Origin of the sequence: Brevibacillus sp. DP1.3A (assembly GCF_013284245.2) — a bacterium.
Taxonomy (GTDB): domain Bacteria; phylum Bacillota; class Bacilli; order Brevibacillales; family Brevibacillaceae; genus Brevibacillus.
Window position 1 is genome coordinate 5506092 of sequence record NZ_CP085876.1, and the last position, 24769, is coordinate 5530860.

Sequence of the window (24769 nt, forward strand, 5' to 3'; positions counted from 1 at the left end):
GGACCGTCGAGCCAAAGCCACCCTATGGGCGGAAGTATCTCATAGAAGAAGTGTTCGACAAGCGTGGTCCCCTTTTGAAAGTTCCGACTGGGGAGGCGCTGTCAAGGTCTACGAGCCCTGTGCTTTTTCTTCTCACCAGCTTTGTTGGTTTATCGATACCTCTTAAACCTTAGAAGATTATTTTTATCAGCATAAACTGATGGATGATCTTCATTTTTGTTTGCACAGAAAAAAACTCTATCTAGGCATCCTCAAGGGGGGCGACCGCGTTTAAGCAGAAAGTTTTACTGAAGCAATGCAAGAAGCAGACGCTGATGCACCTCGTTATGCACTACGAAATTTATTGTTTTAAATTTCCACACGCAAAAAAAGTAAGCCCCCAGCTTCACCAAACTGACGGGGCTTACCTATACTAGCTTTCCTTATACAAACGGCGGGTCCCACGCTTTTTTTCGCCAGCCCAGCCGATGATCAACTACGTTCAAATCACGATCCAAGACAACATCTACGCCAAATGGCAGCTTGCGGTTGTACCAAAAACGCACATCGCTCCACGTGACTTCATAACCGTCGGCAATCTCCTTCCACGTGACGTGGATTCGTTGAGCAAATCCGAGAAAAGCACGAACTCCGTCCACACCGACAGTAGCCTGGATGATTGCATCACGCTGCTGCTTCGGATACACATCCTCGAGTATCACACGTGCATACTCGACTCTCCCTGTGTAAAACAGTTTCTCCGTCTCTACGACGAATCGCCAGTGAAAAGGATGTATACTCGGGAAAACATGGGATATGCCTCTTGTTTCCAACGCCCTTACTACCCGCTTGACGTTACGCTGATGCTGCCAAGCCCGCACGCCAATATACAGGAGCGTCATCCCATATGCTCCCGGAAATAGCATGCTGGGATCTCCGTTAAAAGCTATCCACCATATCGCCGCTGCCAAATGAACCGCGAACACCAGTGGCTCAAAAATCGCGAGCACATCCAAATGCACCCAGCGCTTGCTAATAGGTCGAATACATTGAACTCCATAGGCGTTTAGCATATCGAGAAAAACATGCAGCACAACAGCCAGCAGCGTCCATCCGTACAAAATCCCGAACTGCCCCATGAGACCAAACCCCCAGGCAAGAGGAAGACTGATGATGAGGGGCCACAGAAACAGGGCGGGAATCGAATGAGTAATTCCCCGATGAAAGCGAATGTAAAAAGAAATACCGCGAAGTCTGGCCACAGTGTCGAAATCCGGGGCATGAGATCCCACTACCGTTGCGATCATCAGCGCCTGAGCAAGCGCCGGATCATGTGCCACTGCTGGCGTGATATGGGCTAAGCCCGCCAGTGTGACACCCAACAAAAGATGACTGCCAGTGTCCATTACGATGCCTCCCTTTGCAAGTACTCCCTTCCCTTTTACTGTACGAAAAAATAGCGAGGATTCTATAAACCGCAGGTAAAGGTTATCCGAAGATTTCGTCTGCGATGTTAACAATCTCTCAACGAAAAAGCAGCCTGTCAGAAAAGCGACAGACTGCTTGGAGCTTATTTATTCGTGAATTTATGCTTCTTCTGTCAGGCGCAGGAATTCGTCGATGTCTGCCACAGCCAGATCAACAGCTTTTTGCCAGAACTCAACTGTCGTCATGTCCTCGCCGAGATGCTTCTTCGCCAAGTCCTCTACCATCAGGCGGCCCGTATCTTGGAGCAGTGCATCATATTTCGGAGCGAAGCTCTCGCCTTCTTCGAGTGCACGCGCATAGACACTCATGCTAAACAAGTACCCGAATGTGTACGGGAAGTTGTAGAACGGATACGACGTGATATAGAAATGCAGCTTGGATGCCCAGAAGTGCGGCTCGTAATCTGCCAAAGCGCCATTGTACGCTTGCTTTTGCGCCTCTTCCATGATTCGGTCTAGATCAGCCGCGCTAACGAGACCTTCTTTGCGCTTCTCGTAGAAGTTTTTCTCGAAAATAAAGCGAGCGTGGATGTTCATGAAAAACGCGACGATGGATTGCAGCTTATCTTCCAAGAGCACCAGTTTTTCATCGTCATTGGCTGCATTTTTCACAGCAGCGTCAGCGAGAATCATCTCTGCGAAGGTAGATGCTGTTTCCGCTACGTTCATCGCGTAGTTTTGGTTAAGTGCTGGCAAATTCCACATGACTTGCTGATGATACGCATGCCCCAGCTCATGTGCCAGTGTGGATACATTGCTTGCGCTTCCTGCATACGTCATGAACACGCGAGACTGCTTGCTGACTGGGAAGCTCGTGCAGAATCCGCCTGGGCGCTTGCCAGGACGATCCTCTGCCTCGATCCAGCCCTCATCGAATGCCTTTTGCGCAAACTCAGCCATGCTCGGATTGAAACGTTTGAAGTGCTCAACGATCAGGGCAGCTGCTTCATCGTAAGACACTTCTTTATGTACATTCCCGACTGGAGCCCCTACATCGTACCAGCTCAGCTTGTCTACACCGAGCAACTTCGCCTTGCGCTCCAGATAGGCAACCAAACGATCCTTGCGATTGTCGATAGCCTGCCACATCGCGTCGAGTGTTTTTTCCTGCATCCGTCCAATATCCAGCGGCTCACGCAGAACGGAATCCCAGCCGCGATGACGGTACAGAGAGAGACGGAAACCACCCAAGTGATTCAGCGCCTGCGCGCACAGCTCCGTTTCCTTGCCCCAAGCTTCTGTCCACTTTTCAAAAACATGGGCACGAACAGCACGGTCAGGACTGCTCATTAGGTTAGACGCTTGCCCGACAGACATCTGCTTCGTCTCTCCATTGACCTCAACCTCAATGCTCATACGTCCCACGACCGCATTGTACAAATCTTGCCAAGCGTGATACCCGTCTACAGCTAAATCGTTTGCCAGCACTTCTTGTTCAGGCGACAGCTTTTCCTGTGCACGGCGACGGCGCTCATTCAGCACAAAAGCAAGCGGTTGCACTTCTTCGTCTGCCAACAGATTCTCCCATGCAGCCTCGTCGATAGCCAGCAGCTTTTCTTCCCAGCGCGTCAATACTGCACCAAACGCAGCCGAGATGCTCTTCACACGCCCACCCATCAGCTTGGCTGGCTCATCCTTTACATTTTGAGCAGTCAGGCAGGAAATGAATGCACCTGCTTGTCTCACACGCACAGCAATGCTTTGGACCTGAGTGACAACTTCCTTGAAAGCCGCTGTTTCATGCAAACCAGTGCTAGATTGTTCCAACCGAGCTTTCAGGTTCGCAATATCCCCTTCCAAAGTTCCTAAAAACGCCCGAAAATCCTCTGATTCACTACCACCAGGAAAAATCACATCCATATCCCAGCGTTGTGGCAATGCTTTTGTCATATGTACCCCTCCTCAAAAAACTCCTTCGATAAAAATATTTCTATAATAAGGTAGCTATTCCCTCCCCATTTATTCATATCGTTAGAAAAGCGACTGCCATGTAAGCAGTCGCTAACTTTTCACGCCTATTGAACAGGGATCGAAAACGTCTCCCCTTGTTTTTCAACAACGATCCTATCCCTCTCGTCCCCCGCTACTGCCAACAGACGCTCGAACGGCTCATCAACAGGCTCACGCGAGAGCACAAACGTATTCCAATGAATGGGCACCAGCCACTTGGCTTCAGTCTCCTTGAACATTTGCCATGCTTGCTCTGGCGTACAATGCGCTGCTTGATACGAGTCTGGCTTGTAGGCTCCAATCGGCATGAACACCAGATCGATAGGCCCGAATTGCTTCGCCAAATTTTCCATGGAGATATAAGCAGTATCGCCTGGATAGAGGATGCGCACGCCGTTTTTCTCAATCATATAGCCGTTGTAGCCATATTCATGATTCCATGGAAACCGGTTGCCCCAATGGCGAACAGGAATCGCAGTAACCGTCATTCCTTCTTTGGTTGTAACGGCTTCTCCCGGCTGCATTTCCTCATACGAACCAAATGGCATATGCTTGAACAGCTTGCTCGTCTGGTGCGCCGTAATCACATGTGTGGAACGATTCGCTATTTTCTGCAAGGTAGGCAGATCGACATGATCCAAATGGGCATGCGATAGCAAGATGATATCTACCTCGCCAATCTCAGCAAAGTCGAGGGCAGGAGGCGTAAAGCGCTTGGGACCAAAATGGACACCTGCAAGCTTAATCCCGAGCTTCTCTCCCAAAACCGGATCCGTCAGTATTTTCGTACCAAACATATTCAACAGAATCGTCGAGTGGCCGATCCATGTAAATGTAACCTCATCATGACTCCAGTCGGCAGGCACTGGCTTTTTCGTGTCCAGATGACGAAACTCCGGCTTCGGAAGCTGTCCCATATGGTACCAGTAGCGGTAAGCCACATAGCCAATCAATCCGATAAGGAGTACCCCCACTATGGAGCCTACCCATGTAAAAAAGTTGAGCATCAGACAACTCCCTTTATCTAGCTGTGATTTCCCCATTATAGCAAAAGGCATTATTGCTGTAGCAAGCCTAAAAAAGCGGCAAACTGCTTTTTACGCTTGCTTACTTCCACATGCCGGGCTTGCTATAATTGCTAGAGAAAAACTTAGAGAATCGAGGAGAAACCCATGATCCTGCACAAGGGAGAAGTCCTGTTTCGACAAGGAGAAACAGGACCGCTCTATCATCTGAAGAGCGGTCTGTTAAAAATCGTTCGGGTGCATGCAGACGGAGCATTGACGCTGGTCAACATCATCGTTCCGGATGAGATCATTCCGCATCATTCGTTAATGAGCCCGAATCCCTATTACGGGACAGCAATCGCGCTTGTGACCTGTGAGGTCGAAGTGCTATCTGCCCCAGATTGGTATCGCCATCTGGATGACAATCCTGAAAAGTGTCGTGATATCGCGCTACAGCTGCAAGGGAAGCTACGTATGATGCAGCAGCGTATCGACCAACTGACCGAAGTCTCTCCTGCTGAAAAGCTTCGCAAGCTCCAGCTTTGGTTTCAGACATTCATTCCTGTCGCCTCGCTTTCGGAGTTGCTGACTCAGGATGAAATCGGTCAGCTCATCGGGCTTCGCCGCGAGACGGTAAATCGACTGCTGCGCGCTCAAACTGCGAATCGCGAGTAAGTTTAGTACTTTTCTGTAAGATCCTCTTTATGCCAATGTAGCAGCCGGTCCAAAAAACTCAAAATGAATATCGTCTGCTGGCACTCCCCATTCCAACAGAGCACCGTTGATCGTCTTCATGAATGGAATTGGACCACAGAAATAGTAGCTCGCCTCTTTTGTATCGATGACATTTTGCAGCCACGGCAAGTCGATATATCCTTCTTTCTGGAAAGCACCGTTCAATCGATCTTGCTCGGTCGGCTGTGTATAGCACCAGTGAACAGAGAGCTGCGGATGTTTTGCGGCCAGCTCCTCTACTGCTGGCTTCATGGCATGCACATTTCCGTTTTTGGCTGCGTGAATGAAAGTGATCGGACGGTCTGTTCCCGATTTGATCAGTGTGGTCAGCATGCTGATCATTGGGGTCAATCCTACACCACCACTGAGTAGCACAACCGGACGGCTGCCCTCTTGCTGTAAGGTAAAATCTCCAGCCGGAGCAGACAGCTGCAGGCTATCTCCTTCCTTCACTTCCTCTGACAAATAAACGGATACTTTTCCTGCTGGCTTATCTTGCATCGCATCCTCGCGTTTGACAGAAATGCGGTAGTACGCATTCCCTGGTGCATCAGAGAGACTGTATTGGCGAATGTGCGTAAATTGCTCGCCCGGTAGTTCTACCTTGACGCTGACATACTGCCCTGGCTCATAGCTGGAAATCGACTGACCATCCGCCGGAACCAGATAAAAGGAAGTGATTACGTCGCTTTCCTTCACCTTGCGTTGGACGATAAACTCTCTGAAATCTTCCCAACCTCCAGCCTGTCCGCTCGCCTCTTCATACATTTCGTGTTCTACACCGATGAAAGCATCCGCAATGACACCATACGCTTCTGCCCACGCCTGTAAAATCTCGTCCGTAGCGGCATCCCCAAGTACTTCTTTGATCGCAGCAAGCAGGTTTTCCCCAACGATTGGGTAGTGTTCGGCCTTCACTCCCAAGCTGCGGTGCTTGTGTCCAATCTGCTTCACAACAGGCAAAATCGTTTCCAGCTTATCAATATACAAAGCCGCAGCATACACCGCATTTGCCAGAGCGGCTTGCTGTCTTCCCTGCTTTTGATTGGCGTGGTTGAAAATATTGAGAAGCTCAGGGTGCTTAGCAAACATCATTTGATAAAAACGTTTTGTAATGGCAGTTCCATGCACCTCTAGCACAGGAACGGTTGATTTTATGATTTCAATGGTTTTTGGGCTTAACATCGTAGAACCTCCTTGAAGTGCTTCGTTCTTTCTATATTTCAAGTGTACGGGAGGTTCAGAAATACACATGTGATTCTGGTCACAGGAAATAGAAACAATTTGTGACAACTGCAAAACGCCATAAGAAAAAGTCGTCCCCCAACTGTCTTGTTGCAAAAGTAACGATTGCCATGATAGCATATCAGCCAAATCCATCATTAAACAAAACCACTGAAGGTGAATGAATGCTAACAGTAAACAGAGATGACAAGCGTCCAATCTGGCAGCAACTGCTGGACCAAGCGATCCATAATATTACCACCGGGAAATGGCAGCCAGGTGAATTGCTGCTCCCCTCCCGCGAACTCGCTTCTTTAATTGGCGTTTCCCGTTCAACCATGCAGATTGTTTATGAGGAGTTATTTAGTCGCGGATACACGGTAACCTCTCGTCGCGGCGGGACTAGAGTTAGCGAATGGACTTATGCAACTCGTCCTTCAGAGGATGCTGCGCCAGAAGGACCTGTCCCTCCCGAATTGCCTTTATTAAACACTACAATCGGTCATTTGCACGGTTGGTTCGGGGACAAAGATAGTCAAAAGGTTGAGATCGATTTCAGTCCCCATGAGCCCTATTTGGACGAACAGTTTCAAAAGAATTGGAGACGTTCGTTTTTACAGGCTTCTACAGAAACGAATCTGGACAGTTGGGCTTATGGCAATGCCTATGGATACCAACCACTGCGAGAACAGATTCAACGTTATTTGTCACTTGAACGGGGGGTTCATGTGAATATCGATCAAATCATGTTAACCTCAGGTGCACAACATAGCATCGATTTGATCGCCCAAGCCCTTTTACATGAAGGAGATAGCGTTTCTGTTGAAGATCCTGGCTTCCCTGCTGCCTGGATGGCAATGAAGTATCGGCGTATGCAAGTTGTCTCCGTACCAGTTGACGAGTACGGGTTATGTGTAGACCAGATTCATCCGGGGTCCAAGCTTGTCTATGTTACGCCATCGCACCAGTGTGCGGTTGGAGTAATTATGTCGGAACCTCGCAGGCAACAATTGTTACACATGGCTGCCGAGCAGCAGTTTTGGATTGTTGAGGATGATTACGATAGTGAATTTCGCTATCGCGGCGACCCCCTTCCAACCTTGTTCAGTCAGCGACCTCAGAACACGTTGTATATGATGAGTTTTTCCAAAATGATTGCTCCTGGTATTCGAATATCGGCAATCGTTGGTCCCAAAGAGGCCATTCGTCAGCTCGCCCAAGTCCATGAATTAACCTATCGGCATCTCCCGATTATGGAGCAATTAACGCTTACTCATTTTATTGAGCATGGTCATTTCATGCGCCATATGAGACGGGTTCGAAATGTATATCGGCGCAGACATGAAGCCATGACGAAGGCCATCATCACGACAGGTCTCGGCGAACACTTCACACTAAGCGGCGTAGAAACGGGGTTGCATATCCTTCTTGAAGCTGATAAATCGTTTGTCGAAGAAGCCGCGACGAACCTAGCACTCGAAAATGGAATCCGTGTTTATCCACTTAGCAAGTATTGTATGAAAAGCGATCGAAAAGGGTGGGTACTGGGTTTTGCTAAAGTAGATGAATCCACCATTGAAGAAGGCATTTTTCGTCTTGCGAAGATTACACGGTTTTACCAGGTTTGAACATTTTTTCTTCTTCCATTGCATTTTCTTTCGCAGTGATATGATATGGATCTATTCGGTACACCTGAACCGGACCACCGAATACTGCTGAACGGTATTTGTCTACGTGCTGCTTGGGTAAAGGCCGATTATAGTAGCCAGGCACATACTTATTCATCATTTCTTGCAACATGTGTGTAGCTTCATCCAGATCGACTATAGGCTGTGCCTTGCCAAAAATCATTACACTCATATACGCTGTGTCTGTCTTAGCTGGCACCGGATCAGTAATCGTTCCATATTCTTCACAAACCGTAAAACAGACCTCTGGATTAGCATCCATAACCTGATTTCTTCTCCCGCCGGTGGCTCCATGGAAATAAAGCTGCCCATTTGTCCAAACAAAATTGAGCGGAACAACATACGGCAAATGACCATCGACCATTCCAAGATGTCCGATTCTAGCTTGCTGCAAAAACGTCTCAATCTTGCTCTGATCCAATACTTCTCTAATTTTGTAACGCACTCCATCCATTGTTATCACTCCTATTATTTTGAAATATGCTGCAAGTTTATCAGCCATTGGAGTGAATATATACGTCCAAAACTACCAGATTGAAGCAATCCATAAGCTATCATCTAAAGCATTAGAAAACGAAAAAGCTGCCGGAACAACCCGGCAGCAGGCATTTTCTTATTACTCAGTATGATTGATTAAATGAGCAATTTCTTTCACTCTCTCCATTGTAATCCCTTCTCTTTGTTCAACGGCAAGTGGATGATTCGTTTGTTCTAATTCTATTAAGGGAACCGCACCAACTTCTTGTGTATGTACGAATGTCTTTAAAGATAGTGTAGTTTTTGGATAGACGGAAAGTTCAGTCGATAACCAACCAAAATAAGGTTTTTCATTTTCTCTTCCTTCTACATGCAGCAATTCATTCGATTTCAAAAAGTTTTCTTCACTAAGTGAGACCCAAACACTCCATATAAACTTCTCATTTGTATCCACTATTGGTATTTCAATATGTCCTCTAATAAAGAAATGCTGTTCATCAATTACACAAAAGTCTCTTATTAATTCTGTTCTTTTCTCTTCTGGTACCATGTAAAAATAATGTGGCGCATTCATTCCGTAACAGAAAGGAAGTTCATTTAACTCGTTGTTACAGTGAGGGCATTTCATGTTCTTTGCTCCTTATCATTTCTCGCCGATTTTTTATTTACATTACCACATATTTCATTACATGGATAATCTGCCATGCTACAAAAAAAGATCATCCCAAATCAAGCTGGGATGATCTCAATGTTTCTAATCAGTTTTGACAATTCCAACCAGATACCCGTTCCCTCACAAACTTGGCCATGTTGTCTATGTCATTAATATCGAAAAATGGCAACCCCGGCTGACGATTGTCTGACCAACCTACGATCCCTACCAGATGAGTAACGATCGATAAGAGCTCCTCATCTTCTGGCCTGCGAAGCAGGACGAGCTTGGGATAGCCTTCACGCTTGAAGCCCTCTACCAAAATGAGCTCAGCCCCGGCATCTGCTAAGCGCTGAATAAGAACGGACAACTCCTGCGGCTTTTGCTCTACGATGGCCGTTTTCGTTTTGGAAGTGATCGCAACTAGCGAGGCTCCGGCTTCACGATAACGCCAGGTGTCCTTCCCTGGCTGATCCCACTCAAAATCGTGTCCACCATCATGCTTGATGACTCCGACTCTAATCCCTGCTTTTTCGAGGATCGGAATGAGCTTGGTGAGCAGCGTCGTCTTGCCACTGTTCGAATAACCGACAATCTGCAAAACACAAGGTGGCTTGACCATTCGCTATCCCTCTCTTCTCCAGGTTGGGGCGGCATGCGTGAGAACATCAACCAGCTCTCCTGCTTTTTGCCCGCTTCCCCCTGCTGGTATGATCATAAAGCATTCGCTGTCCTTCAACGTCCCCAGATTCCCTGCCTTTTCATTGAAATCAGGTATCGCGTGCAAAACCCCGTCTTTTTCGAGAAGCTTCCCTCGCAGGTAACGAGGGTATGGACAAGGCTTCGTATAATCGACACCAAGTCTCGCCTTAATCACCTGCTGCACTACATGGGCTTCTCCCGAGATGCGACGAATGGCTGCTCGCGCAAATAACTCAAACCCGAGAAAACAGGCACCCGGATTCCCTGATAGGGCAATAAGAGGCTTGCCTTCTATGATCATGGTTGTCGTCGGACTTCCCGGACGTATCGCGATCCTGTTGAACAGAAGCTCCACCTCAGGCTCATCCACTAAAGCCGCGATCACATCAAAATCCCCAACGGACACACCGCCGCTTGAAATGACCAAATCCACGCCCTGCAAGCATTCACTGATTTTCGCCTTTGCCACCGACAGATCATCCGGCAGTCTTGAAAACGAAACAGGGATGCCCCCTGCCTCGGCAATCAAGGCAGTCAGCATCACCGTATTACTGTTGCGAATTTTGCCTGGAGCAAGCGGCTGATCAATCTCCAGCAGCTCGCTTCCAGTCGAAATCAGACCGACACGCGGCTTGCAGAACACCTCTACCTGCGAATAGCCAAACGTAGCCAAACTGGCGAGCGTACCTGCGTTAATCCGCTCGCCCGCCTTAGCAATGATCGTTCCTCTGGCCATCTCTTCACCGCGTCGCGATACATTTTCTCCAGGCTTCATCTCCCGCTTGATCCGTACAGTATCCGCCTCTTCGGCTGGGTTGTACGTTTGCTCAAACATGATGACCGCATCCGCACCCGCAGGCATCATCGCACCAGTCATGATCCGCGTCGCGTAGCCCTTTTCCAATTCTCTAGTAGGTACTTGCCCGGCCGCAACCGTCTCTAGCACTGTTAGCGTAATCGGGTGGTCAACGGAGGCCCCCACAGTATCCGCAGCTCTCACGGCAAACCCATCCAGTGGCGAGCGGTCAAAGTGCGGCAAATCGTATGTTGCACATAGTTCAGAGGCCAGTATCCGCCCGTATGCCTCCCCGATCTGCACTTGTTCCGTTCTCCCTGTCAGCAATTTTGCCAACAGCTTGCTCATCGCTTCTTCAACCGAGAGTGTTTGTCGCGAAAAACGCATGGCTTGTTCCTCCTAATCTTGACCACCCATTGCTACAGCTCGTCAGCCGACGTTTACTTCCAAATCTTCTACTTCTCTCTCCACGTATTTCAAATCTTTGTTGGCGTGGAAAGTGTCCGCTTTTTCAACCTTCACGGCTGTATTGTATTCGGGAATACCAGCGTATGTCTCGTATACACCCTTCGGAATGAGTACGTTCCCTTCCGGCCAGTGTACTTGAATGTTTCCTCGTCTAGTGTCCTCGAATTTGGCCCGTCCTTGGAACGTTCCATATTTATTGTAAACGACGATATTTTCGCCTTCTGCAATGCGCAGTTCTTTTGCATCCTCTGCATTGATCAGGATATCATAACGGTCCGCATTGTTGAACGGGTCTTTCTTGCTATAGACCATCGAGTTGAACTGCTTGCCCCGACGAGTCGTTACATAGAAGTGACCCTCTGGCTTGTTCAAATCCGGAATCTCAATCGGGATCAGATTCGAACGTCCGTCTGGTGTCGGGCATACGCCATCTTCACACAACCATGCGCCACCCCATTGGAAGACATCTCCACGGTTTTTCAGATGCTGGATGCCGTCGTAGTTCGGATTCGCTAGGGCGATCTCTGCGCGAATTTCAGCCGCATTGGAGAAGTGCATCAGATGCTTTTTCTCTGGATTTACCCGAGCCGCCAAGTCTACGTAAATCTCCCATTCCGAACGGGCTTCTTCAATACGTGGCCCTTCGACTTCCGCACTGAAGTAGACCATACGCTCTGTACTAGTCGAAGTACCGCCACCCGGCTGCTCGTAACGAGTCATTGCCGGTAGAACGATCACTTCTTCCTTCGCGTCCACCAACGTAGATGTATTGAAAATGATGTCCTGATGTACACGCAGCTCTACGCTTTCCAAGCATTTTTGCATGAAGTCCGGATCTGGCATCGTCTCCAGGAAGTTACCACCGCTCGTGTAGAACAGTCTGGTCTTGCGCTCGTGTCCATCTGGCAACACTGCATTTTCCAAAGAAATACCTACGATATCCCCTTGCCATTTCGGGATCGGGAAGTTCCAGATCTTTTCAATGCGGTTCCACGATTTTTCTTCGAAGTCGCCGCCAGGCAAGCTGAATGGATCGGCACCCATTTCACCGGAGCCTTGTACGCCGGAGTGACCGCGAATCGGCATGAGACCTGTGTGCTTACGACCGAAGAATCCACGCAGGATAGCCAGATTGGCTACTTGAGAAATATTGTCCGTACCGAATTTGTGCTGGGTCAGTCCCATACTCCATACGAATACACCATTTTTGGAGTTGGCGAGCAGTTGCGCGAATTCTTTGATACGCTCACGGCTGAGACCGGAGGATTCAATGATTTTGTCCCACGATTCATTCATCACATGCTTGCGCAGCTCTTCGATTCCGTTCGCGTGCTCCTTGATGAATTCATGATTGATCGCAGAACCTGGTTTGGCTTCCTCCATCTCGAACCAAATCTTCATCACGCCGTTCATGAATGCGATGTCGCCGCCAATGTTCACTTGGTAGAAATCGTCTGCAATCTTCGTTCCGAACAAAGCACTATCCGGTACAGATGGAATCCAGTACTTCTCCATCGCTGGCTCTCTGTACGGGTTAATCAAGATGATTTTCGTTCCTGCTTTTTTCGCAGCATACATGTATTTCGTCGATACAGGCTGGTTGTTACCTGGTACAGAGCCCCAGAATACGAGCACATCAGTACCGATCCAATCCTGATAGTTACAGCTCGATGCACCAATTCCAACCGAACGCTTCAATGCCGTCTTACTCGGCGAGTGACAAATACGTGATGCGTTGTCGATGTTGTTGGTTCCGAGGAAACGAGCCATTTTCGCTGCCGTGTAGTATACCTCGTTCGTAATACCACGAGCTGTCAAGAAAAAGGCCAGTTGTTTTGGGCTGATGTCTTTGATTTTTTTCGCAATGCGGTTCAGCGCTTCATCCCAGCTAATGCGCGTGAACTTGTTTTCCCCAGGTTTTCTGGACAGCGGATACGGGATTCTTCCGAGCTTTCGCAATTCTTCGCTGGATAACTTTTGTAGCGCCCGTACATCTTCGAACCATTTTGGATCCATCGCAGACATCGTATTGAGACGCAGCACGTTCAAGCGCGTGGTGCACAAATGCGGGCCAGTCAGCGTCTGATCGTAGAGACCGGATACGCCGAGAGCGCAGCCATCACATACACCTTGCGTTAAAATTCGATAGGCGTAGCCCAAATTATCGCGATTGTCATAGGCCACCTTCATCGTATCGCGAATGTGATGCGGCTTGATTTTTCCGAGTCCCATCGGCATCAGTGAAGCCCATAAGGAAGGCTTCCACGAAGTATCCAGCTTAATTGGTCCGCCATGCTTGGTCTTGCCCATTTCTTTATCTCCCCTCTAATAAACTCCATTGAGACGAAAAAACCACCATGAAACCGTCCCTTGTCCTATAGGAAAAGAGCGTGTTCACGGTGGTTGTCTACGGCAGGTTCGCTACCTAGTCTCAACTTCGTGTTTGCTTTCGCGAATTCCGTTATGTCTAAGCCGGTGAACAGGATCGCTGCTTCGTTTAGACTTACGGTTCGTTTTTCATTCTTTTTTCGATGTCTTGATCAAAAACAAAGATCGACATTCCAAAATCCCGTTCAATGTCAATATCGACGAATAGATCAACGAGTTTTGCTCCAAGAAACGCTTCCATGTCAACTGGCTGGTGTTTCCGATAGATCTCTTTGACCATTTCGGTTCGGGCAGCTCGTAATGTCTGCTTTCCGTCTTCCGAAGTGGCGATGAACTTTTCCACCGGAGAAAGGTTGCCTTCCATCTCGCAAATCGCCCAGTTCTTGCAGAACGTGGTGCTGATCTTGCTAGGTCCCTTTCCCATATGGCGCTTTCGGAAAGCCCTGACCAAATTACTGAATTCTGCTTCGAACTTATTCATCGAGGAAAATCACCTTTACTTCAAATCATTCTCTACTTAAACTTTACCATTGATTAACTAGCCAATTCAACAGACTTTTCTCTTTGTTTGGCTTCTTCCTTCAGTTTTTTGATATCCAGACGGACTAATAGCGAGATCACCAGAGCGACAACGAACATTCCTGCGAAAACACTCATAGTTCCTGTATAGCTATCTGTCGTCTTGCGAACCCATGCTGCAAAGATCGGCCCTGCCAAGCCGGCAGCAGCCCATGCCGTCAAAATATAGCCGTGAATCGCGCCCAATTGCTTCGTTCCAAACAAGTCACCAATGTATGCCGGGATAGATGCAAAGCCACCACCGTAACAGGTCATAATGATAAACATCGCAACCATGAACAGAATTGGATTGGACAAATTCGGCAACAGGAAGAACAATACCATTTGGATAACAAAGAAAGCTGTGTACGTATTTGGTCGTCCAATGAAATCAGACAGAGACGCCCATCCGATTCGTCCACCACCGTTGAACAAACCGTTTAACCCTACCATCAGAGCTGCTGTTCCGACAGACATGCCCACCATTTCTTGCGCCATCGGCGATGCTACCGAAATAACCGCGATTCCACATGTCACATTAATAAACAGCATCAACCACAGCCAGTAAAAACGGCGTGTCTTGATCGCTTCGTTGGCAGTCAATTGGCACAAATCTTTTTTGATTTGCTTGCTGCCAGCTGTTCCCGTAGCGGAAAATCCAGCAGGTACCCAGCCTTTTGGAGGTGGAGCCAAATATTGAGCCGAAGCCAACATGACAACGAAATAAATAATGCCCAAAATATAAAAGGTGTTCGCGATTCCTACATTTGCAATCAAAGTGTTCATAATCGGACTAGCAATCATGGATGCAAAGCCGAAGCCCATAATCGCAAGACCTGTTGCTAAACCACGGCGATCCGGAAACCATTTGACCAAGGTCGATACTGGCGTAATATAACCTACACCAAGACCGATACCGCCAAGTACCCCATAACACAAGTACAACAGAGGCAAGCTGCTCATTTGAATCGCCAAGCCAGCCCCGACAGTTCCTACTCCAAAAAAGATAGATGCTAGAATGCCAGCTTTGCGCGGGCCATGCTTTTCTACGTAATGACCGAGGAAGGCAGCAGACAGCCCTAAGAACAAGATCGCAATACTAAACGTAAATTGAACGTCTGGCAAGTCCCAGCCGAACTGCTCGGTAATTGGCTTCGTGAATACACTCCATGCGTATACTGATCCAATCGAGATGTGGATGCCTACCGCAGCCAACGCGATGAGCCAGCGGTTTTTCACTTTTTGTTCCAAATCATTCATCTCCTTCGCAATGGTCTTTCGCATGCTGTGGATCCATCAGCAGCCTTCTCGAAAAAAAGAAAAACTGCTGATTTCACCGACTCACCCAGGTCTCCACAAATGGAAACGAGGGATACGATGAAACACAGCAGTTAATCATCAGCAGGAACGCTACATCAGCATCAACAAGCATTGTGTTCACTATGTAATTCGCTGCAAGGCTACAAAATAATCGGTGGCAGGGTCGCTGCTCCGTGTCAATCTGTCCTTACGCTAAGCATACATGGAAAGACGAAAATTTTATGACACTTTTCATCTCACATAGTATACTACCATGTAAGCGTTCACTCGACAATATTTTCCTCACAAAATAGCCATAAAAACTTCATATTTCCGACAAAAAGGAGGCCCGTATGTCCGAACTAACCATCACCACCCGACTGCCCGTGTTGAAAATTTCGGCTGACCAACATGGCTGGGAAGACGACGAAATCGTTACCGAGTACCCCCTCACGATTTTCCTCAATGATGAGGAATTCGCTACAATCGTATGTACTCCGGCCGACCTGGAAGAAATGGTCATCGGTTTTCTAGCAGCCGAGGGCGTCATCAAGAGCTACTCGGAAATCAAACAGCTTACGATTAATGAGGCCCAAGGTTTTGCCTACGTTGATTTGCATAAAGAAACGATTTTGTCGCAGAGCTTTTACTCCAAACGCAGAATTACCTCCTGCTGCGGAAAAAGCAGACAATCCTTTTACTTTTTTAGCGATGCGCGCACAGCAAAGCCCGTTGAAAGCACAACAACTGTCACTCCCGCTCAATGCATGCGCCTGATGAAAGAATTGCAAGCGTCGTCTGAGATCCACCGCCAAACAGGTGGCGTCCACAATGCAGCCCTCTGTACACCGGATGAAGTTTTGCTTCAGTTCTCCGACATCGGACGTCACAATGCTCTCGACAAGATCTATGGGAAATGCTTGCGAGATGACATTTCGACCACGGACAAAATTCTTGTCTTCAGTGGACGCATCTCGTCTGAGGTGCTGCTCAAGGCTGCCAAGATTGGTGCTGGCATCATATTGTCCAAGTCCGCTCCAACTGATCTCGCCCTGCAACTGGCAGATGAGCTGAAGCTCACCGCTGTCGGATTTATCCGCAATGACAAAATGAACGTGTATACACAAGCGCAGAGAATCCTCCTACCTTAAAGGAGGAATCAATCAAAAGCGGGACAAGCTGTTGGTAATCTCAAAGCCCGAGTTAGCTCTCGGGCTTTTGTTCTTTGTACGTGGGAATTTTCTATTTGCACCAGCAATGTTTCTTTTTGTGATGCTTGCAGTGGTGGTCATCTTCGTCTTCGTCTTCGTCGTCATCCTCTTCTTCGTCTTCATCATCTATTTCATGCTTCTTGCAACAGTGGTGGTCATGTTTTTCACAGCATTTGCAATCATGACATTTGCAGCAGCAGCAGTGATCGTGGCACTGTTCATGCTTTTTGCAGCAGCAATGCGGCTCATCGTGTTTTTTGCAGCAGCAGTGAGGCTCGCAGTAATCGTCATGTTTCTTGCAGCAACAGTGGTGGTCGTGATGCTTGTCGTGTTTTTTACCGCAACAGTGGTGGTCGTGATGCTTGTCGTGTTTTTTACCGCAACAATGGTGGTCGTGATGTTTGTCGTGTTTTTTGCAACAACAGTGGTGACCGTGGTGTTGGCCCTGTTTTTTGCACTTTCTTGTCATTGCGCTTCCCTCCTTTCGTTAGCGATCACTACTATTCATACGGTTTGTCCTGAGAAATGCTTGTATGATAGCCCCCTATAAACAGCCCCTTTTTTCCAAACAAAAAGACAGGACACGTCTCAAGCATGTCCTGTCTTTCTGCGTTTTTCTTCTAGTTTAGCCTGTTCGTACTCTTCAGGCGTGTTGACATTAAATACAGCCCAAGGGTCCAACCATTCATCAGGCAATGGCACCACCCGCAACTCTTCTAATGTCCACATCAGTTTTCGCTGTCCATGTAACAGCGCCCGTTCCCAATTAGCCTGCGTTCTCCGATGATACACTGCGCATAACGGATGCGTGCGTCCCTCTGATTGGGTGACGATCACATCCCAATCGTCCCTCTCCCTCGCAAATTCAATAAGCTTGGCAATTTGCCCACGATCCATAAAGGGAAGATCACAGGACAACACCAGCAAAGCATCCTCGGAACTTACGCGAAAGGCAGTAACCAGTCCACTGACAGGACCGCAGGATGGTACCAGATCAGGTGTAATTGTGACGGGCCGTTCATCAATTTGTTCCTTTTGTGTCACTTGAGTATCCGAAAAATCGTTCGCTACAATGAAACAAGACAAGCCAACCTCCTGTACTTCTTTTACTAGCTCTGTTAAAAAGGTTCCGTCCCTCCACGGTAAGTTTTGCTTTGGCGAGCCCATTCTGCTGCTTTTTCCGCCCGCTAAAATAACCGCACCGATACGCAGCTGCTGCATAAATTTCCTCCTGGGTGTTGACAATAATCCTTATTAGTTTATAATAAGTTTAAACAAATAATTATTATAAATAAGGAGAGATTCTCAATGGAAAACACACTCTATAGCGTATTAAATAAACAAGTGGCGAACTGGACAGTCCTCTATACGAAACTACACAATTTTCACTGGAATGTAAAAGGACCTCACTTCTTTACGCTCCACGCAAAATTTGAGGAATTGTACAACGAAGCAGCAGCGAATCTTGATTCCCTCGCTGAACGTGTCCTCTCCATCGGCGGAAAGCCTGTAGCGACTTTGGCTGCATGTCTGAACACAGCGAGCATCACCGAAGCAGAAGGAAACGAAACAGCTGAGCAAATGGTAGAAACGATCGCAAGAGACTTCTCCATTCTCGTAGACGAGCTGAAGCTGGCTATGGAAACGGCAGACCAAGCCGACGATGAAGCGACAGCCGATATGCTTTTGGGAATCCGCAGCGGCCTGGAAAAACACATTTGGATGCTCAAGTCCTTCTTGCAATAAGCAAGTAAATCAATAGACACCAAAAGGCGATTGTGCATAGACACATCGCCTTTTTTGGGTCTTGCCTTCCGTGAAACTGTCTATCTCACCCTCGTTGCCTAGAGTGAAAAAATCAGTTTCCGCCCGTCTTTTTCTACTTTTACTTGGGGTAGATACTTTAATGACTTCTGTACACCAATGTAGGGACTCGCAAACTCAACCTGGTGCCGTGCTTTCAACACGGAGCAGAGATCAGCCAATGACATCGGAGACATCGCTTCCCGTAACAGGTTCTCGATGTGCTTCGCAACTTCCAAATAATCGTGACGAATGTGAGCCTTTCTTACCTTCATTCGCTTCATCAGATCGTCGGAAAATTCCTCTGTTGACATAGTTTCATCCTCTGAGCTTTCATCGTCTCCGATCCCGGCTTCGTTATCCAACTCGCGAATACGGCTCAAAAGCTGTTTGATGTCAGCTCCCAACTGCTTGTCCTGATCGACATACTGTCGACGCAGTGCCATACGTTGCTCTAGCATGGCCTGCAATGTCATTTGTAACGCTTTCCGTTCGTTAAACATTGCGTTATGTATTCCCCTTTTCGCAAAAAGTAGAATGATGGAATTATACCCAATGATAATATAATTCTCACTAGTTGGAAACGGGGGAAATTGAGTGAAAAAAATCCCCACGAAAACCAAGGGTTAATCTTTTGCAACTGTACCTGTACATAGCCAAAATAGCCCCTTTCTAAACCAAGTTTGGCTATAGAAAAGAGCTATTTTGTCTCATATTCGAAATTAATTATAGATTATTAACGGACAAACTATAGTTGACAGTTTCACCAAGTCTCAATACTTTAAGATAATACTTTTGACCAGCCACTACTTCAATATCCATTGGTATCTCCATGAAAGCATTTCGAATATATGTAGTGTCAGAGTCATATAACCCAACGGCTGCAATCCCAGTTGGTGCTGTAAGTAAAACACGTACTTGTCCAGTTTTGTTAGCTACAAAAACAAAAATATCTTCATCATCACTTTTGTCAACTTGACCTGAAATGCTAGCGTCAACCGCCAATGAATTAGCTGTTTCGAAAGTATTGTTCGATTCTGTTTCCGAGCTTGAAGCAAAAGCTGAGGACGATACAGCAAACACAAGTGTCAATGCTAGTAGAATTTTTTTCACAATGATTGCCTCCTATATTATGGAATAGAACGAATGTACCATTATTTTCAATTTTTGTCAAAATATAAAGTTTTTTGAATTTATTTGTTGATTTTTGTAAACTATACTGACTTTTTGTCGAAGGATAACAAAAAAAGCCCCATCCCCAAAGGGACGGGCCTCTTTTCCACATACATCTTTCAAGCAGATTTTAAGCCGCTTTCTCCTCGCTCAAACGATCCGTAATCACCGCAATCGCACCATCACCCGTTACGTTACAAGCGGTACCGAAGCTATCCTGCGCGATGTACAGCGCAATCATCAACGAAGTCAACGTAGTTGTAAATCCGAGCATGGACTCCATCAATCCGAGTGCCGCCATGACTGCTCCGCCCGGCACACCTGGTGCGGCGATCATCGTTACGCCCAGCATCAAGATGAACGGAAACATCACGCTAAAGGATGTCGTCATGTCATTTAGCATCATGACTGCCATGGAACAGCTGACAAGCGTAATCGTGCTTCCGGAAAGATGGATCGTCGCACAGAGTGGAACGACGAAATCTGCGATCTTTTCGCTCACACCGTTTTTCTTGGTTTGATTCAGTGTCACAGGAATGGTGGCCGCAGATGATTGTGTCCCAATCGCGGTAAAGTAAGCGGGAAGCATATTTTTCATCAGCGTGAATGGATTTTTGCGTCCCATCTGGCCCGCTACCAAGTACTGCACGAACAGATAGAATAGATGCAAGCCAATAATCATAACGAAAACTTTAACGAACACGGACAAAATCATGGTGACTTGTCCACCATAGGTCAGGTTAGAAAATACAGACAGGATATGTAAGGGAAGCAACGGGATAATGACGGAAGCGATCAGCTTCTCTACGATATCTCTCAAGTCTACCATCACATTTTGCAGGGCGTTCCCTTTGATGACAGTCGCTCCAAGACCAAGGGTGAAGGCGAGCAACAATGCTGTCATCACACCTACAATCGGCGGCATGTCCACGGTAAAGAACGGCTTCACCAGTGCTTTCTCCGGGTTGGCATACTGATTCACCAGTCCACCTACCTCAAGAATGTGTGGAAAAATACTCGTACTGACCAAATAAGCAAGCGCTCCTGCAAGGATCGTAGACAAGTAAGCAACCCCTGTGGTTATCCCAAGCAAACGCCCTGCCCCTTTGCCCAGCTCACCAATGCCTGGCGCGATAAATCCAATGATAATCAACGGAATCGCAAATCCGAGGAAATTTCCAAACAGGCCACTAAATGTAGCCAATCCTTTCACAACCCAAATCGGCGAAATGGAACCGATCCCGATCCCAAGGACAATGGCGATCAGAATTTTGGGTAGTAAACCTAACTGTTTCATGACTTGAACCCCCGTTACGTGTTGGTAAATAATGTCCGCGTGGAATGGACTTTGTCTCTTTTACATGGACGAATGAATATCAAGGTAACACATCCGGGATGTAATTGTCATGAATCATAAAAAAGTAATAATATTTAAATTAAAGAAAAACCCCCAAGGAGCGTTGCTTACTCACTCGGGGGAACGATATTATTTGGTACAAACCGCTTGGCGAAATTCTTCTTCGATATCTGTCAGCACGCGCATGGCATCCGCGAGTTCTTTCTCATTCTTTTCTACGGTCAGTGTGTGACAACGTCCGAATTGCTTCGCCTGCTTCTCTTTGATCGCCGCCAGCTCTGGCTCATGCTTCGAGAAAAATACAGCGAAATCCATCGCTCGCCTCGCCCCTAGCTGGAAAGCAAAATAGGATAAGTGGCCCATTTCCGCTGGCGAAAGTCCACCTTCATCTTCCATCCGCTTCACTACACGCAAGATCGCTTCCTTTCCGTATAGGATCGAAGGGTTCGGTTCAGCTGCTGCGCTTTCCTGATAGATCCCTTGGTATAAACGAAGCGCATTTGCAACCAGCTCCTCCTCCGTCGGACTACCTACACGCTTTGGTGCAGTCCAATAATGATAGGAAAAGAGGCTATCAAAGATTTTCTCAGCCTTCCACGCCAAGACAAACTGAGACAACGGCAGGCTGACAAAAGGAAAACCTGCGGGATCATGCACGTAGATCGCTTGATCATCCATCTCGTACGCAAGAACAAAATGATCAGCACCTCCCAAGTACTGAGCATTTGGGTTATACGTCAGGTAGCCCATATCAAGCGGTCCGAGTAACACGGGTCCCTTTTCCAAATCGCGCCGTAATTCTGCCAACGGTGGCTCGCCCTCTGCATCTCCTGATCTTTCCGTCCAACGAAAACCAAGCAGTTCTAGCGCATGACTGACACCACGGTCAGGAATCACTTGTCCGAAATAAATGACTTTTTGCTCCTCATACCAGATGGCTCCGACTCCTACACCGGAAAGTACCTCGAGTACAGCAGGCGCTACCTTCTCCCCAATTGTCTCCAAAAGCATTGATGATGAATTTGCGTAGCAGTAGTGGCCACTTCCCATATAAGATAGCATGCTTTCTCCCTCTTTCTCGTCAATGTATGGCTTACCTATCATTGACTTCGGGTCGCATGTTTTTCTGACAACGCTTTGCAAAATACTTCTCGTTTACGCGAAAAATTTTTTGAAAAACTCCATCTTCTCATTCACAAAAGCATCATCCGATTCGCTACTACCCATGATATGAGGATCATGCATGCACAGCCCCATTAGCCACAATTGGCGAATGCCTGTCATAAGCGACACCGCAGCCTGATCGTTTCCAGATAAGGGACGAACCTCGGTATATCCTTTTAGGAAAGCACTCCATAGCGATTCCACCAGTTCGTCATCTTCTTCGATCAATATTCGGCTCAGCTTGAAAGCGGCTAGATCATACGCCCGCCAGCCATATCCGCACAGGTCGAAATCAAAGTGGGTACAGGTGTTGTCCTCGCAAAAATTCGTATTAAAATTCCCTTGAAGGTCTCCGTGGCAAATCCCCCAGTCTAGTCCCGCACGGATATGCTCGTTCAGCTTGGCTTCCAGCTCAATCGCCAGCTTTTGGAGAAATTGAAAATCCTCCTTCCGATGCTGCAGACGTGCCTCGATGATCGCTAACGGGCGATGAATCAACGTCTTGGCATCCCACACCTCGCGAGCTTGTTGTGTGGAAAAACCTTCTGCTTTGACATGCAACTCAGCAACGGTTCTGCCAAACCGTGCGCTCAGTTCCTCGCTATCGATCTCTTGCTCCTTGCCACAGGCATAAGTGAACAGCGTGCCAAAGCGATTGCCTTCTGCTGCTTGCAGTCTCAAGACATGCTTTCCTGAGCCGTCCGCAATTGGCACAGAAACCGATACTCCTTGTCTGTTCAAATGAAGCAACAGCTCCATCTCGAACGCGACTGCTGCTTCCTCTGTTCGCCAATCACTGCGATACAGCCTGAATATTCGTTTTTGATCGATTGTCTCCACGAGGTACGTATCGTTCATGCCTCGAAGCATGTAGTGTACCGTTTGTATTTGTTCGGTTGGATATGCTTCCTGAAGTACTTTCTGTAATGCTTTTTCACAGATGGTTGAGTAGACGACGGGTAAATGCATAGTCATGCTGCTCCTTTTTGCTAAGTATTAGTAAGTTATTATGGAAGACGTGTGATTGGGGAAAAGGACACTGCAAGTAAAAAAGGACCTTGAAGGGCTAAAGGCCGATCAAGGTCTGGTACAGGCTGCAACGATTTGTCCCCCCTTGCTGAATAAGCTCTTCAAGGAATCGGGCAACATAAGTAATGGATTCGTATTCGTATTCGTCACGCTCATCAGAAGGTTTGATGTCAAAAAGCGTTATTTCTTCACTTTTCCTTTGATCTCGCGCAATTCCTCGAGGATCAGATCATATTTGTCGCTGTATTTGTCCAACAAGTCTTGTAAGCGCCCCTCGCGCTCGCGATTTGCTTTCATAATATAAAACAACAACCAGACAAACAAAGCAGCAAATGGCCCTTGCTGAAGTAATACGGTTGTTACTTGATCTTCCATGTTTGATCTCCCCTTTTGTCACTGTACAGAACGAGTGTTCCTGCACCGTCCTTATCTGTATTTTGTACAAAAGGCTTGTACATAATTCGTTGAAAACAAAATTAATATCCATACTTTTCTTTTTCCCTCTCATTTAGTACAATAAATTTGTACATCCTCATAGGAAGGACTGGCACGCTCATGCTATCTCAGCGCTTACGCACAGCTCGTAAGACAAAAGGTCTGACCCAGGAAGAGTTGGCAGAGCATGTCTGCACGACCAAGGGGACGATCAGTAACTACGAGAACAACCACAGCACACCACCGAATGACATGCTACGGCAATTGGCTGATGTGCTGGACGTCACAACCGATTGGTTGTTGGGCCGCACAGATGAAGTCACAGCCTATATCCTCCCCGCAACTGAGCAGACAAATCAACGTTCGTTGGACGAGCTCTTGCAGGAAAAGATCGATGACCCAGACGACTACTATTTCCTAGACGGGTATCTGGACGCTTCAGAAGAGGAGAAAAAAGAAATTCGCCGCTACTGGTACGACTTGAAGAAACAGTGGAAAGTCCGTAAAGTACGCGAGGAACGACCTCCGTCTTTGTTTGACATCACGGAAGACATCAAAAAAAAATAAAAATAACCCCAGTGCGGGGTTTTCTTTTCAGCACAAAGCAGAACGTACGTTCCTCACCATTCATTTAGGAGGTCCTTGATGCTTCACTCCCTTTTGAAAGAAATCTGCGAACCGCAAACATGGCTCGAGAGTCGCGTGTACTTGTTGCTTCAGCATCACGGCATCGACCAGCCCGAACAAATCGATCTGCATCTGCTGTGCGAAACGTACGGCATCGAGATCCATCGCATTTGCGGCAGGAGTCGTGCACACGCGCATCCCTTTTCTCCGGGACGTTATGTCATTGCGGTGGACGAGCGACTCGATCCAGCTACCCAGCGGGTTAAAATCGCGCATGAGCTTGGACATTTGCTCCTTCATGAAGGCATTCAGCCCCAAAGCAGCGAATGGATGATTGACTGGCAAGAATCGCAGGCGAATCATTTTGCCGAGCATTTGCTGCTCCCCATCTACATGATGAGCCCCCTGCTTGCCGATTGCTCGCGATACAACGCTCCGGCTATGTTGGCTCAGCGCTTTCAGGTGCCGATGCCTCTTGCTCGCGCCCGTTTTGAGCGCATACTGAGCCGACTGTATGCCAAAGGCTTTCCCGTCTATGGATAAATTAAGACGCTAGTTAT

The 24769-nt window shown here is 47.5% G+C and carries 25 protein-coding genes; 7 read left to right on the top strand and 18 right to left on the bottom strand.

All coding sequences use genetic code 11. The annotated features are described in order from the left end of the window. Positions 1 to 422: 422 nt before the first annotated feature. The 3 genes from HP399_RS25225 to HP399_RS25235 all read right to left on the bottom strand — a co-directional run bounded on the left by HP399_RS25225 (position 423) and on the right by HP399_RS25235 (position 4423). Positions 423 to 1385 (bottom strand): metal-dependent hydrolase, encoded by a 963-nt coding sequence (locus HP399_RS25225; RefSeq protein ID WP_173620986.1) that lies wholly within the window; start codon positions 1383 to 1385, stop codon positions 423 to 425. 180 nt (positions 1386 to 1565) lie between these two features. Next, positions 1566 to 3356, bottom strand: a complete 1791-nt coding sequence (locus HP399_RS25230; RefSeq protein WP_173620987.1) for a M3 family oligoendopeptidase — start codon at positions 3354 to 3356, stop codon at positions 1566 to 1568. A 125-nt stretch (positions 3357 to 3481) separates the two neighbouring features. Continuing rightward, positions 3482 to 4423 carry an MBL fold metallo-hydrolase gene (locus HP399_RS25235; RefSeq protein ID WP_173620988.1) on the bottom strand — a complete coding sequence of 314 codons (942 nt, stop codon included), beginning with the start codon at positions 4421 to 4423 and terminating at the stop codon, positions 3482 to 3484. 165 nt (positions 4424 to 4588) lie between these two features. Between HP399_RS25235 and HP399_RS25240 the strand changes: the two genes are divergently transcribed. Continuing rightward, the gene (locus HP399_RS25240; RefSeq protein ID WP_173620989.1) at positions 4589 to 5098 is read left to right on the top strand and encodes a Crp/Fnr family transcriptional regulator; all 510 of its coding nucleotides are present in this window, start codon (positions 4589 to 4591) and stop codon (positions 5096 to 5098) included. Between the two features lie 27 nt (positions 5099 to 5125). Here the strand turns inward: HP399_RS25240 and hmpA are convergent, their stop codons facing one another. Next, entirely contained in the window at positions 5126 to 6343 is a 1218-nt protein-coding gene (gene hmpA / locus HP399_RS25245; protein ID WP_173620990.1) for an NO-inducible flavohemoprotein, read from the bottom strand. A 224-nt stretch (positions 6344 to 6567) separates the two neighbouring features. On the opposite strand from hmpA, the gene HP399_RS25250 reads away from it, so the two are divergent. Further along, positions 6568 to 8010 carry a MocR-like pyridoxine biosynthesis transcription factor PdxR gene (locus HP399_RS25250; protein ID WP_173620991.1) on the top strand — a complete coding sequence of 481 codons (1443 nt, stop codon included), beginning with the start codon at positions 6568 to 6570 and terminating at the stop codon, positions 8008 to 8010. Here the strand turns inward: HP399_RS25250 and HP399_RS25255 are convergent. The 7 genes from HP399_RS25255 to HP399_RS25285 all read right to left on the bottom strand — a co-directional run bounded on the left by HP399_RS25255 (position 7988) and on the right by HP399_RS25285 (position 15362). Then, positions 7988 to 8524 carry a pyridoxamine 5'-phosphate oxidase family protein gene (locus HP399_RS25255; RefSeq protein WP_173620992.1) on the bottom strand — a complete coding sequence of 179 codons (537 nt, stop codon included), beginning with the start codon at positions 8522 to 8524 and terminating at the stop codon, positions 7988 to 7990. The genes HP399_RS25250 and HP399_RS25255 overlap by 23 nt on opposite strands. A gap of 162 nt (positions 8525 to 8686) precedes the next feature. Beyond that, complete coding sequence (locus HP399_RS25260; protein ID WP_173620993.1) at positions 8687 to 9175, bottom strand: DUF2199 domain-containing protein; 489 nt, start codon at positions 9173 to 9175, stop codon at positions 8687 to 8689. A gap of 130 nt (positions 9176 to 9305) precedes the next feature. Then, the gene (gene mobB / locus HP399_RS25265) at positions 9306 to 9821 is read right to left on the bottom strand and encodes a molybdopterin-guanine dinucleotide biosynthesis protein B (RefSeq protein WP_173620994.1); all 516 of its coding nucleotides are present in this window, start codon (positions 9819 to 9821) and stop codon (positions 9306 to 9308) included. Between the two features lie 3 nt (positions 9822 to 9824). Beyond that, positions 9825 to 11084, bottom strand: a complete 1260-nt coding sequence (gene glp / locus HP399_RS25270; RefSeq protein ID WP_173620995.1) for a molybdopterin molybdotransferase MoeA — start codon at positions 11082 to 11084, stop codon at positions 9825 to 9827. A gap of 42 nt (positions 11085 to 11126) precedes the next feature. Beyond that, a complete protein-coding gene (locus tag HP399_RS25275) occupies positions 11127 to 13475 on the bottom strand; it encodes an FdhF/YdeP family oxidoreductase (RefSeq protein ID WP_173620996.1) in 2349 nt (782 codons plus the stop codon). Positions 13476 to 13668: 193 nt separating this feature from the next. Then, positions 13669 to 14034, bottom strand: a complete 366-nt coding sequence (locus HP399_RS25280) for a Na-translocating system protein MpsC family protein (RefSeq protein WP_007722503.1) — start codon at positions 14032 to 14034, stop codon at positions 13669 to 13671. 53 nt (positions 14035 to 14087) lie between these two features. After that, positions 14088 to 15362: an L-lactate MFS transporter gene (locus HP399_RS25285; RefSeq protein ID WP_304502547.1), complete on the bottom strand. Its 1275-nt coding sequence runs from the start codon at positions 15360 to 15362 to the stop codon at positions 14088 to 14090. A gap of 401 nt (positions 15363 to 15763) precedes the next feature. Here HP399_RS25285 and fdhD point away from each other — a divergent pair, with 401 nt between their 5' ends. Further along, entirely contained in the window at positions 15764 to 16561 is a 798-nt protein-coding gene (gene fdhD, locus HP399_RS25290; protein ID WP_017251989.1) for a formate dehydrogenase accessory sulfurtransferase FdhD, read from the top strand. A gap of 31 nt (positions 16562 to 16592) precedes the next feature. Beyond that, positions 16593 to 17171 (top strand): hypothetical protein, encoded by a 579-nt coding sequence (locus tag HP399_RS25295; RefSeq protein ID WP_173620998.1) that lies wholly within the window; start codon positions 16593 to 16595, stop codon positions 17169 to 17171. Positions 17172 to 17209: 38 nt separating this feature from the next. Here HP399_RS25295 and HP399_RS25300 read toward each other — a convergent pair whose 3' ends face one another. Beyond that, positions 17210 to 17842: a molybdenum cofactor guanylyltransferase gene (locus tag HP399_RS25300; protein ID WP_173620999.1), complete on the bottom strand. Its 633-nt coding sequence runs from the start codon at positions 17840 to 17842 to the stop codon at positions 17210 to 17212. 87 nt (positions 17843 to 17929) lie between these two features. Between HP399_RS25300 and HP399_RS25305 the strand changes: the two genes are divergently transcribed. After that, positions 17930 to 18367, top strand: a complete 438-nt coding sequence (locus HP399_RS25305; RefSeq protein ID WP_173621000.1) for a Dps family protein — start codon at positions 17930 to 17932, stop codon at positions 18365 to 18367. Between the two features lie 98 nt (positions 18368 to 18465). On the opposite strand, the gene HP399_RS25310 is transcribed toward HP399_RS25305, so the two are convergent. The 6 genes from HP399_RS25310 to HP399_RS25335 form a co-directional block, all read right to left on the bottom strand. Beyond that, complete coding sequence (locus HP399_RS25310; protein ID WP_173621001.1) at positions 18466 to 18927, bottom strand: hypothetical protein; 462 nt, start codon at positions 18925 to 18927, stop codon at positions 18466 to 18468. 223 nt (positions 18928 to 19150) lie between these two features. Then, positions 19151 to 19537 carry a hypothetical protein gene (locus HP399_RS25315; RefSeq protein ID WP_173621002.1) on the bottom strand — a complete coding sequence of 129 codons (387 nt, stop codon included), beginning with the start codon at positions 19535 to 19537 and terminating at the stop codon, positions 19151 to 19153. Positions 19538 to 19727: 190 nt separating this feature from the next. Further along, a complete protein-coding gene (locus tag HP399_RS25320) occupies positions 19728 to 20894 on the bottom strand; it encodes a dicarboxylate/amino acid:cation symporter (protein ID WP_173621003.1) in 1167 nt (388 codons plus the stop codon). A gap of 189 nt (positions 20895 to 21083) precedes the next feature. Then, complete coding sequence (locus HP399_RS25325) at positions 21084 to 22016, bottom strand: cysteine peptidase family C39 domain-containing protein (RefSeq protein WP_173621004.1); 933 nt, start codon at positions 22014 to 22016, stop codon at positions 21084 to 21086. Positions 22017 to 22109: 93 nt separating this feature from the next. Next, on the bottom strand, positions 22110 to 23087 hold the full coding sequence (locus HP399_RS25330) for a homoserine kinase (protein ID WP_173621005.1): 978 nt from the start codon (positions 23085 to 23087) through the stop codon (positions 22110 to 22112). Positions 23088 to 23327: 240 nt separating this feature from the next. After that, the gene (locus tag HP399_RS25335) at positions 23328 to 23522 is read right to left on the bottom strand and encodes a BhlA/UviB family holin-like peptide (protein WP_017251979.1); all 195 of its coding nucleotides are present in this window, start codon (positions 23520 to 23522) and stop codon (positions 23328 to 23330) included. Between the two features lie 180 nt (positions 23523 to 23702). On the opposite strand from HP399_RS25335, the gene HP399_RS25340 reads away from it, so the two are divergent. Both HP399_RS25340 and HP399_RS25345 read left to right on the top strand, forming a co-directional pair. Further along, the gene (locus HP399_RS25340) at positions 23703 to 24149 is read left to right on the top strand and encodes a helix-turn-helix domain-containing protein (RefSeq protein ID WP_048031497.1); all 447 of its coding nucleotides are present in this window, start codon (positions 23703 to 23705) and stop codon (positions 24147 to 24149) included. Between the two features lie 78 nt (positions 24150 to 24227). After that, a complete protein-coding gene (locus tag HP399_RS25345) occupies positions 24228 to 24752 on the top strand; it encodes an ImmA/IrrE family metallo-endopeptidase (protein WP_173621006.1) in 525 nt (174 codons plus the stop codon). Positions 24753 to 24769 lie beyond the last annotated feature (17 nt).

What these genes read in the sequence shown, in the direction of transcription:
- HP399_RS25225 (WP_173620986.1), bottom strand. Translation starts at nt 1,385, where the DNA reads ATGGACACTGGCAGTCATCTTTTGTTGGGTGTCACACTGGCGGGCTTA.
- HP399_RS25230 (WP_173620987.1), bottom strand. Translation starts at nt 3,356, where the DNA reads ATGACAAAAGCATTGCCACAACGCTGGGATATGGATGTGATTTTTCCT.
- HP399_RS25235 (WP_173620988.1), bottom strand. Translation starts at nt 4,423, where the DNA reads ATGCTCAACTTTTTTACATGGGTAGGCTCCATAGTGGGGGTACTCCTT.
- HP399_RS25240 (WP_173620989.1), top strand. Translation starts at nt 4,589, where the DNA reads ATGATCCTGCACAAGGGAGAAGTCCTGTTTCGACAAGGAGAAACAGGA.
- hmpA (WP_173620990.1), bottom strand. Translation starts at nt 6,343, where the DNA reads ATGTTAAGCCCAAAAACCATTGAAATCATAAAATCAACCGTTCCTGTG.
- HP399_RS25250 (WP_173620991.1), top strand. Translation starts at nt 6,568, where the DNA reads ATGCTAACAGTAAACAGAGATGACAAGCGTCCAATCTGGCAGCAACTG.
- HP399_RS25255 (WP_173620992.1), bottom strand. Translation starts at nt 8,524, where the DNA reads ATGGATGGAGTGCGTTACAAAATTAGAGAAGTATTGGATCAGAGCAAG.
- HP399_RS25260 (WP_173620993.1), bottom strand. Translation starts at nt 9,175, where the DNA reads ATGAAATGCCCTCACTGTAACAACGAGTTAAATGAACTTCCTTTCTGT.
- mobB (WP_173620994.1), bottom strand. Translation starts at nt 9,821, where the DNA reads ATGGTCAAGCCACCTTGTGTTTTGCAGATTGTCGGTTATTCGAACAGT.
- glp (WP_173620995.1), bottom strand. Translation starts at nt 11,084, where the DNA reads ATGCGTTTTTCGCGACAAACACTCTCGGTTGAAGAAGCGATGAGCAAG.
- HP399_RS25275 (WP_173620996.1), bottom strand. Translation starts at nt 13,475, where the DNA reads ATGGGCAAGACCAAGCATGGCGGACCAATTAAGCTGGATACTTCGTGG.
- HP399_RS25280 (WP_007722503.1), bottom strand. Translation starts at nt 14,034, where the DNA reads ATGAATAAGTTCGAAGCAGAATTCAGTAATTTGGTCAGGGCTTTCCGA.
- fdhD (WP_017251989.1), top strand. Translation starts at nt 15,764, where the DNA reads ATGTCCGAACTAACCATCACCACCCGACTGCCCGTGTTGAAAATTTCG.
- HP399_RS25300 (WP_173620999.1), bottom strand. Translation starts at nt 17,842, where the DNA reads ATGCAGCAGCTGCGTATCGGTGCGGTTATTTTAGCGGGCGGAAAAAGC.
- HP399_RS25305 (WP_173621000.1), top strand. Translation starts at nt 17,930, where the DNA reads ATGGAAAACACACTCTATAGCGTATTAAATAAACAAGTGGCGAACTGG.
- HP399_RS25310 (WP_173621001.1), bottom strand. Translation starts at nt 18,927, where the DNA reads ATGTTTAACGAACGGAAAGCGTTACAAATGACATTGCAGGCCATGCTA.
- HP399_RS25320 (WP_173621003.1), bottom strand. Translation starts at nt 20,894, where the DNA reads ATGAAACAGTTAGGTTTACTACCCAAAATTCTGATCGCCATTGTCCTT.
- HP399_RS25325 (WP_173621004.1), bottom strand. Translation starts at nt 22,016, where the DNA reads ATGCTATCTTATATGGGAAGTGGCCACTACTGCTACGCAAATTCATCA.
- HP399_RS25330 (WP_173621005.1), bottom strand. Translation starts at nt 23,087, where the DNA reads ATGCATTTACCCGTCGTCTACTCAACCATCTGTGAAAAAGCATTACAG.
- HP399_RS25335 (WP_017251979.1), bottom strand. Translation starts at nt 23,522, where the DNA reads ATGGAAGATCAAGTAACAACCGTATTACTTCAGCAAGGGCCATTTGCT.
- HP399_RS25340 (WP_048031497.1), top strand. Translation starts at nt 23,703, where the DNA reads ATGCTATCTCAGCGCTTACGCACAGCTCGTAAGACAAAAGGTCTGACC.
- HP399_RS25345 (WP_173621006.1), top strand. Translation starts at nt 24,228, where the DNA reads ATGCTTCACTCCCTTTTGAAAGAAATCTGCGAACCGCAAACATGGCTC.